Origin of the sequence: Streptomyces sp. NPDC002790 (assembly GCF_040295505.1) — a bacterium.
Classification (GTDB): Bacteria; Actinomycetota; Actinomycetes; order Streptomycetales; family Streptomycetaceae; genus Streptomyces.
Genome location: NZ_JBEOVM010000089.1, coordinates 20,186 through 27,209, shown reverse-complemented (window position 1 = coordinate 27,209; position 7,024 = coordinate 20,186). Strand labels below are relative to the sequence as shown.

Below are 7,024 nucleotides of genomic sequence, written 5' to 3'. Positions count from 1 at the left end.
GCCCCACCCGGTCGGCGGACCGGGTGGGGCCGCGCGGCGCACATGCGGTCAGCGCAGCCGCAGCCGCTGCCCCGGCATGATCAGGTCGGGGTCACCGCCGATCACCGCCTTGTTCGTGGCGTACAGGCGCTGCCAGTTGGTGCCGTGGGCCGCGGCGATGCGGCCCAGGGTGTCGCCGCCTCGGACGACGTAGCCGCCACGCCGGGCGGCGCCGCGGTCGGTGTGGCCTGAACCCCGCTGCTGCGGCGCGGCCTTGGGGGCCGACTGGGCGCCCGGCGCGCTGCCGTACGCCCCGGCCCGTGCCGCGCACGTGGGCCAGGCGCCCCAGCCCTGCGCGCGCTGCACCTTGGTCGCGACGGCGATCTGCTGGGCCCTGGAGGCCCGGTCGGCGGTCGCAGCGTAGGCCCCGCCGCCGTACGCGCGCCAGGTGCCGGCCGAGAACTGGAGCCCGCCGTAGTAGCCGTTCCCGGTGTTGATCTGCCAGTTGCCGCCGCTCTCGCAGCGTGCGATGCGGTCCCAGACGCCGCCGTCCGCCGCTGGGGCGGGTCCGGCGAGGGCGAGGAGACCGAGTGGGGCGGCGAGTGCCACCCCGGCGAGGACCGCTGTCGTGCGTGCCGTTGTCGTGCGAGCCGTACGAATCGGCGCGGACATGAGAATCCCTCTCGTGGACTGCTCGTTGCGGACGGCGGTGGAATCTAGGCAGCCCACGGCGGTCACGACAACCAACGGCCCGTCCCGCCAGGCCAGTTCGCCGTTACCCGGGGTACCGGCGATTTCAAGCCACCCGATACATACAACGATTTCAGTATTTGTCGACCTGCCACCCTGACGATCTGTGACTCACCTCACCGGTCCAACTTCCTTGGAAATCCCACAAGTTGGCGGGGAGTGACGGATTCCGGGCGGTCGTTCACGGTGTGCGCCGGATGAGACGATTCCGTTCCGATCCGGGCGTGACCGAGGACACAGATCGTCCGTTGTCCTTCATAAGCACTCGCCTGACCGCGACCGATCACCCCGATCGGCCCAACAGATCCCTGAGGAGTCCCCGTGCCTCGCTTGCTCGACGTCAGCAACGACGTACGCGCCGAGATCGGCGACGAAGAAGCCGACCGCCTGATGACCGGCGACAACGCCCCCGGCAGCTACGACTGCACCTCCTGCCGCACGCCGGGCGACTCGCAGCAGCAGCCGACCAGCACCGTCCTCTTCGTCGGCGACGAGACCGCCGTGCTCGCCTTCGCCCATGCCACCTGCCTGCCCTCGCAGGTCGTCCAGGTCGCGGAGGACCAGCTGCAGGGCGCCGTGCAGTCCATCAGCGGCGGTGGGCAGGACGCCGCGGCCGCACAGCCGGACGGCGGCGGCCCCGCCGCGCCCTCGCAGGCCGTACTCGGCGTGACCAGCGGCCTCGTACTGATCGGCGACACGACGCACCCCGCGCTCGTCGTCGAGCCGACGGGCCCCATCGCCCGCCCCGGCACGACCACGGACGGGGACGACTTCCTGCCGCTCCTGATCGAGCAGGGCTTCATGCCGGCCACCACGCTGGACGGGGTCCCCTCGGTCCTCGGCGGCTGGTCGGTGCTGCTCGCGATGGGCCAGCTGCACGCGATCCTGCAGCCCGGCACCGGGGGCTCCCCCGCCCAGGTCGCCTGGTGGCAGGCACACCAGCCGCTGTTGGTCACGGAGGGCTGGCGGACCGCGGCGAACAAGACGCAGACGGTGCTCCTCTTCGCCGCCTCCGCCGGCTCGATCGGCCACCAGCCGCGCGAGGACCTGCTCCGCCAGGCCCTCGACAAGGCGGCGGCGAACGGACGCCTGGTGGCCGCCGCCATGCCGCTCGCCGGCACCTGAGCCGACCGGGACACACCCCCGGGGCCCCCACGAATGCACCGGTCACACCGCTGACAGCCCGCAACAGCGCAGGCCAAGGGCGCATCCGTCGGGGGCCCGGTTCGTTGGCACACACGTGCACCCATACGACCCGACCTCATCCCCCGCGCCCGGAACCGCCCCTTCGTCCCGACGGCACCAGCCGTATCAGAACCCGATCCCGTCGATGCGCCCCGCGGAGGACCAACCGGGCGGCCACGCGAGGAGCGGCCCCTCGGTGACCCCCATCTACGACGCCCTGTTCGCGGAGTGGCGCCGATCCTTCCGGACGCTGCCGGGCGACCGCAGCGGCGAGGACGACCTGGGGTTCAGGGGCTTCGACCCGCTGCACGGCCCGCGCCCGCACCATCCGCCGCGCTGGCAGCCGCACCCGCAGCAGCACACCACGGGACGGCACTTCCCGGCCCTGCCGCCAGGGCCACGCCGGGAGTACTAAGAGCCTGTGTCATAGCCCCGGTCGGGCGCCCCGCGCCCCGCACAGAAAACGCCGCCGAGTGGATGTCTCCACCGGCGGCGTTCGTCCGAGCTGCCTACTTCAAGGGACCGCTACTTCTTCCTGCCGCGCTTCTCACGCACGCGTACGGAGATGTGGATCGGCGTGCCCTCGAAGCCGAACTCCTCGCGCAGGCGGCGCTCCACGAAGCGGCGGTAGCCGTGCTCGATGAAGCCGGAGGCGAAGAGCACGAACCGGGGCGGCTTGGAGGCGGCCTGCGTGCCGAACAGGATGCGGGGCTGCTTGCCGCCGCGGACCGGGTGCGGGTGGGAGGCGACGAGCTCGCCGAGGAAGGCGTTGAGCCGGCCCGTCGGGATGCGCGTCTCCCAGCCGTCGAGGGCGGCCTCGATCGCGGGGACCAGCTTCTCCATGTGGCGGCCGGTGTGCGCCGACACGTTCACCCGGGGCGCCCAGGCGACCTGGCCGAGCTCGGTCTCGATCTCGCGCTCCAGGTAGTAGCGACGCTCCTCGTCGAGGGTGTCCCACTTGTTGAACGCGAGGACGATCGCGCGGCCCGCCTCGACCGCCATCGTCACGATCCGCTGGTCCTGGATGGAGATCGACTCGGAGGCGTCGATCAGGATGACCGCGACCTCCGCCTTCTCCACGGCGGCGGCGGTGCGCAGCGACGCGTAGTAGTCGGCGCCCTGCTGGAGGTGGACGCGCTTGCGGATGCCCGCCGTGTCGATGAACTTCCAGGTGATGCCGCCGAGCTCGATCAGCTCGTCGACGGGGTCGCGGGTGGTGCCCGCCAGCTCGTTGACGACGACGCGGTCCTCGTCGGCCACCTTGTTCAGGAGCGAGGACTTGCCGACGTTCGGGCGGCCGATCAGGGCGATCCGGCGCGGCCCGCCGAGCCCCGCACCGCCGAAGGTCTGCATCGGGGCCTCGGGGAGGGCCGCGATGACGGCGTCGAGCATGTCGCCGGTGCCGCGGCCGTGCAGCGAGGAGACCGGGTGCGGCTCGCCGATGCCGAGGGACCACAGGTACGAGGCGTCCGCCTCGCCGCTCGGGCCGTCGACCTTGTTGGCGCAGAGCACGACCGGCTTGTTGGCCTTGCGCAGCAGGCGCACGACGGCCTCGTCGGTGTCGGTGACGCCGACCTTGGCGTCGACGACGAAGACGACGGCGTCGGCGGCCTCGATCGCGTACTCGGCCTGCGCGGCCACGGACGCGTCGATGCCGAGGACGTCCTGCTCCCAGCCGCCGGTGTCGACGAGCTTGAAGCGGCGGCCCGCCCACTCGGCCTCATAGGTGACGCGGTCACGCGTGACACCCGGCTTGTCCTCGACGACGGCCTCGCGGCGCCCGATGATGCGGTTCACCAGGGTCGACTTGCCGACATTCGGGCGGCCGACGACGGCGAGGACGGGCAGCGGGCCGTGGCCCGCGTCGTCGAGCGCGCCGTCGACGTCCTCGAGGTCGAAGCCCTCCTCCGCGGCGAGCTCCATGAACTCCGCGTACTCAGCGTCGCCGAGTTCCCCGTGCTCGTGCTCCGGGGATCCCTCGGGCTGGATCTGGTCGTTCATGAAGTCCGTACCTCGTCGTTCATTCGTGGTGATCGGTGGACCGCCGTTTCGTGTGCCGCGTTCCACTACTGAAAGTCTCGCTCAGCGCCCGGTCAGGCGCCTGGCATCGTCCAGGTGGCCGCTGAGCCGCGCCTGGATGCGTACGGTGGCTTCGTCGAGGGCCTTGCGGGTACGCCGTCCGCTGCCGTCGCCCGCCTCGAAGGGGTCGCCGAAGACGACGTCGACCCGGCTTCTGAGCGGGGGCAGCCGCTTTATCAACCGTCCGGACCGCTCCGTGCTTCCCAGGACGGCGACCGGGACGATCGGCGCCCCGCTGCGCACCGCGAAGTACGCGAGTCCGGCCCGCAGCGACGCGAAGTCGCCCTCGCCCCGGGTGCCCTCGGGGAAGATGCCGAGAACGCCGCCGTCGGCGAGGACGCCCAGCGTCCGGGTGATGGCCGTGCGGTCCGCGCTCGTGCGGTCGACCTTGACCTGCCCGATCCCTTCGAGGAAGGGGCCGAGCGGTCCGACGAACGCCTCCTGCTTGATCAGGAAGTGCGTCGGGCGCGGAGCGACGCCCATGACCATGGGGCCGTCGATGTTGTGGGAGTGGTTCACCGCGAGGATCACCGGACCGGCCGCCGGGACCCGCCAGGATCCCAGGACCCGCGGCTTCCACAGCCCGTACATGAGGCCGACGCCGATGCGCCGACCCACTTCGGCGCCTCGCTCGGAGGGCGCATCGGTCACTTGGAGGCTCGCTTCTCCTCGACCAGCGTGACGACGCACTCGATGACCTGCTGCAGCGTGAGGTCGCTGGTGTCGACCTCGACGGCGTCGTCGGCCTTGGCCAGCGGCGACGTCTTGCGGCTCGAGTCGGCCTTGTCACGGGCGACGAGGGCCTCCTGCGTGGCCTTCACGTCGGAGCCCTTGAGCTCGCCGGAGCGGCGGGCGGCGCGGGCCTCGGGCGAGGCGGTGAGGAAGATCTTCAGGTCGGCGTCGGGCAGCACGGTCGTACCGATGTCGCGGCCCTCGACGACGATGCCCTTCTCGGCGCCGAGCGCGATGGTGCGCTGCAGCTCGGTGATCCGGGCGCGCACCTCGGGGACGGCGCTGACGGCGCTGACCTTGGAGGTGACCTCGCCGGTGCGGATCGGGGCGGCGACGTCCGTGCCGTCCACCGTGATGGTGGGGGCGCCCGGGTCGGTGCCGGAGACGATGTCGGCCTTGCCGGCGACGGCGGCGATCGCGGACGGGTCGTCCAACTCGATGCCGTTGTTCACCATCCACCAGGTGATCGCCCGGTACTGGGCGCCGGTGTCCAGGTAGCTCAGGCCGAGCTGCGCGGCGACGGCCTTGGAGGTGCTCGACTTGCCCGTGCCGGAGGGTCCGTCGATGGCGACGATCACTGCTGCGGCGGCGGTCGCGGCGGTTTCCATAGGTGACGGACACCTTTCTCAGTGCACGGGGGCATGGGTGCGGGGCGCGGGAGCGCCCCGCACAAGGTTACTGGCTCCGGAAGACCCCTTCTTACGTGCCTCCACCGGCCCCGCTACTGACGCATCGCCCAGCCGCGCTCGCGCAGCGCCGCGGCCAGCTTCGGCGCCTGCGCCGGCTGCACCATGAGCTGGACGAAACCGGCCTGCTGCCCGGTCGCGTGCTCGATCCGCACGTCCTCGATGTTGACGCCGGCCGAGCCCGCGTCGGCGAAGATCCGGGCCAGCTCGCCCGGCTGGTCGGAGATGAGGACGGCCACGATCTCGTACGCCGCCGGTGCCGCGCCGTGCTTGCCGGGGACCCGGGACTGGCCCGCGTTGCCCCGCCGCAGCATCGTCTCGACGCCGTCCGCGCCCTCGCGGCGCTTGGCGTCGTCGGAGGACTGCAGGGAGCGCAGGGACTGCACGGTCTCCTCCAGGTCGCCCGCGACGGCGGAGAGCAGGTCGGCGACCGGGCCCGGGTTCGCGGAGAGGATGTCGATCCACATCCGCGGGTCCGATGCGGCGATCCGTGTCACATCACGGATGCCCTGCCCGCACAGCCGGACGGCGGCGTCCTCGGCGTTCTCCAGGCGGGCCGCGACCATGCTGGAGACCAGGTGCGGCATGTGCGAGACGAGCGCGACGGCCCGGTCGTGGGCGTCGGCGTCCATGACGACCGGGACGGCCCGGCACAGGGCGACCAGTTCCAGGGCGAGGTTCAGGACCTCGGTGTCCGTGTCGCGGGTCGGGGTCAGGACCCACGGCCGCCCCTCGAAGAGGTCGGCGTCGGCCGCGAGCGGGCCGCTGCGCTCACGGCCCGACATCGGGTGCGTACCGATGTACGGGGTGAGGTCGAGGCCCAGCTCCTCCAGCTCGCTGCGCGGGCCGCCCTTGACGCTGGCGACGTCGATGTAGGCGCGGGCGAGGCCGCGGCGCATCGCGTCGGCGAGCGAGGTGGCGACGTGCGCGGGCGGCACGGCCACGATGCACAGGTCGACGGGTCCCTCGGGCGCCTCGTCGGTCCCGGCGCCGAGCGCGGCGGCGGTGCGGGCCTGCCCGGGGTCGTGGTCGACGAGGTGCACGGTGACGCCGCGCGAGGCGAGGGCCAGGGCGGCGGAGGTGCCGATCAGGCCGGTGCCGACGACGAGTGCGGTTCTCACTGGGCGATGTCCTTGCGGAGGGTGGCCGCCGCGCCGAGGTAGACGTGCGCGACCTCGGCCTTGGGCCGCTCGGTCTCGATGTGCGCGAGGATCCGGACGACGCGCGGCAGGGCGCCGGCGATGTCGAGTTCCTGCGCGCAGATCAGCGGTACGTCGACGATGCCGAGCTTGCGGGCGGCGGCCGCCGGGAAGTCGGAGTGCAGATCGGGCGTGGCCGTGAACCAGATGGAGATCAGGTCGTCGGCGGTCAGCTCGTTGCGCTCAAGGACGGCGGTGAGCAGCTCGCTCACCTGCTCGTCCATGTGGCCGGCCTCGTCCCGTTCGAGTTGGACGGCGCCCCGGACCGCTCGTACCGCCACGTCACTGCCCCTTTGCTGATCTTCTGCGTACACGCAATCGGAATAGGAGACCAGCGTAATCAAGGTGGGAGGCGGGGGTGCACGGCGCCCGTCTACCGAGACGCCCGCCTCTGGGGCGCCGGAAACCCGGACC

General features: G+C 72.1%; 8 protein-coding genes. 2 read left to right on the top strand and 6 right to left on the bottom strand.

The features are described 5' to 3' along the window. Positions 1 to 48: 48 nt before the first annotated feature. Positions 49 to 651: a transglycosylase family protein gene (locus ABT004_RS28175; protein WP_351342264.1), complete on the bottom strand. Its 603-nt coding sequence runs from the start codon at positions 649 to 651 to the stop codon at positions 49 to 51. Between the two features lie 399 nt (positions 652 to 1,050). Here ABT004_RS28175 and ABT004_RS28170 point away from each other — a divergent pair, with 399 nt between their 5' ends. Together ABT004_RS28170 and ABT004_RS36435 are read left to right on the top strand one after the other, a co-directional pair. Then, a complete protein-coding gene (locus ABT004_RS28170) occupies positions 1,051 to 1,854 on the top strand; it encodes a DUF8842 C-terminal domain-containing protein (protein ID WP_351342263.1) in 804 nt (267 codons plus the stop codon). A gap of 256 nt (positions 1,855 to 2,110) precedes the next feature. Then, on the top strand, positions 2,111 to 2,329 hold the full coding sequence (locus ABT004_RS36435; RefSeq protein WP_451192695.1) for a hypothetical protein: 219 nt from the start codon (positions 2,111 to 2,113) through the stop codon (positions 2,327 to 2,329). 110 nt (positions 2,330 to 2,439) lie between these two features. On the opposite strand, the gene der is transcribed toward ABT004_RS36435, so the two are convergent. From der to aroH, 5 genes are all read right to left on the bottom strand, one after another. Beyond that, complete coding sequence (gene der, locus ABT004_RS28160; RefSeq protein ID WP_351342259.1) at positions 2,440 to 3,915, bottom strand: ribosome biogenesis GTPase Der; 1,476 nt, start codon at positions 3,913 to 3,915, stop codon at positions 2,440 to 2,442. Positions 3,916 to 3,996: 81 nt separating this feature from the next. Continuing rightward, a complete protein-coding gene (locus ABT004_RS28155; RefSeq protein WP_351342257.1) occupies positions 3,997 to 4,644 on the bottom strand; it encodes a lysophospholipid acyltransferase family protein in 648 nt (215 codons plus the stop codon). Then, positions 4,641 to 5,333 carry a (d)CMP kinase gene (cmk, locus tag ABT004_RS28150; RefSeq protein WP_351342255.1) on the bottom strand — a complete coding sequence of 231 codons (693 nt, stop codon included), beginning with the start codon at positions 5,331 to 5,333 and terminating at the stop codon, positions 4,641 to 4,643. The genes ABT004_RS28155 and cmk overlap by 4 nt, the downstream gene beginning before the upstream one ends. A gap of 113 nt (positions 5,334 to 5,446) precedes the next feature. Beyond that, positions 5,447 to 6,532, bottom strand: a complete 1,086-nt coding sequence (locus ABT004_RS28145) for a prephenate dehydrogenase (RefSeq protein ID WP_351342253.1) — start codon at positions 6,530 to 6,532, stop codon at positions 5,447 to 5,449. Further along, on the bottom strand, positions 6,529 to 6,891 hold the full coding sequence (aroH, locus tag ABT004_RS28140) for a chorismate mutase (RefSeq protein ID WP_351342251.1): 363 nt from the start codon (positions 6,889 to 6,891) through the stop codon (positions 6,529 to 6,531). Before aroH ends, ABT004_RS28145 begins: the two co-directional genes overlap by 4 nt. Positions 6,892 to 7,024: the final 133 nt, after the last annotated feature.

Coding starts and splice junctions, on each gene's coding strand:
- ABT004_RS28175 (WP_351342264.1), bottom strand. CDS start 651: ATGTCCGCGCCGATTCGTACGGCTCGCACGACAACGGCACGCACGACA.
- der (WP_351342259.1), bottom strand. CDS start 3,915: ATGAACGACCAGATCCAGCCCGAGGGATCCCCGGAGCACGAGCACGGG.
- cmk (WP_351342255.1), bottom strand. CDS start 5,333: ATGGAAACCGCCGCGACCGCCGCCGCAGCAGTGATCGTCGCCATCGAC.